General features: G+C 75.5%; 1 protein-coding gene. It reads right to left on the reverse strand.

The window, feature by feature from the left end; genetic code table 11:
• The coding region (locus G3I42_RS21520; protein ID WP_239096595.1) for a DEAD/DEAH box helicase at positions 1–1,344 on the reverse strand (1,344 nt) is incomplete at both ends.

Consider the following 1,344-nt stretch of genomic DNA (forward strand, 5'->3'; position numbering starts at 1 on the left):
CCGGAGCCGGTGCGGGTGCCGCCGCTGCCGCCGCCGCGCTGGGCGGGCGGGGTGGCGCTGACGGGCAGGGCCAGGGTCACGGGGACACCGGAGGGCTCGCGGGCGCCGGTGACGCGGGCGAGTTCGGGGTCGCTCGCGGTGACGTTCGCGGTCTGCGGGCGGATGCCGGCCGCCGAGAAGAGGCGCTGCGTGTCGCGCTTCTGCTCGGGCAGGACGAGCGTGACGACGCTGCCCGACTCGCCGGCGCGGGCGGTGCGACCGCCGCGGTGGAGGTAGTCCTTGTGGTCGACGGGCGGGTCGACGTTGACGACGAGGTCGAGCGCGTCGATGTGGATGCCGCGCGCGGCGACGTTGGTCGCGACGAGCGCGGTGACCTGCCCGTTCTTGAACTGGTCGAGGGTGCGGGTGCGCTGGGGCTGGCTGCGTCCGCCGTGCAGGGCGGCGGCGGGGACGCCGTCGGCGAGGAGGCGCTTGGCGAGCCGGTCGGCGCCGTGCTTGGTGTCGACGAACATGATGAGGCGGCCCTCGCGGGCGGCGATGTGGTGCGTGACGGCGCGCTTGACGGTCGCGTCGGCGACGTAGAGGAGGTGGTGCTCCATCGTCGTGACGGCGCCCGCCGAGGGGTCGACGGAGTGGACGACCGGGTCGTCGAGGAAGTCGCGGACGAGGCGGTCGACGTTGGCGTCGAGCGTCGCCGAGAACAGCATCGTCTGGCCCTCGGGCTCGACCTGGTTGAGCAGCCGGGTGACCTGGGGCAGGAAGCCCATGTCGGCCATCTGGTCGGCCTCGTCGAGGACGGTGGTGCGCACGTCCTGGAGGGTGCAGTCGCCGCGGTCGATGAGGTCCTTGAGGCGCCCGGGGGTCGCGACGAGGAGTTCCGCGCCGCGCCGCAGGGCGTTCGCCTGCTTGGTGAGCGAGAGGCCGCCGACGACGGTCGTCAGGCGCAGGTTCACCGCGGTGGCGTAGGGGGTGAGGGCGTCGGTGACCTGCTGGGCGAGTTCGCGCGTGGGCACGAGGACGAGGCCGAGCGGGGACCGGGGCTGGGCGCGGCGCCCTGCCGTACGGGCGAGGAGCGCGAGGCCGAAGGCGAGGGTCTTGCCCGAGCCGGTGCGGCCGCGGCCGAGGATGTCGCGGCCCGCGAGGGAGTTCGGGAGGGTCGCGGCCTGGATCGGGAAGGGCGTCGTGACGCCCTGCGCGGCGAGGGTCTTCAGGAGCGCCTCGGGCATGTCGAGGTCCTCGAAGGCCGCGACGGGCGGGAGCGCGGGGGTACGGGGCTCGGGCGCGGCGAAGTCGCGGGAGGCGGCGCCGGGCTTGGCGCCGCCGCGCGAGCCGCTGCCGCGCGGG

Source organism: Streptomyces sp. SID11385 (assembly GCF_010548245.1).
Lineage (GTDB): Bacteria > Actinomycetota > Actinomycetes > Streptomycetales > Streptomycetaceae > Streptomyces.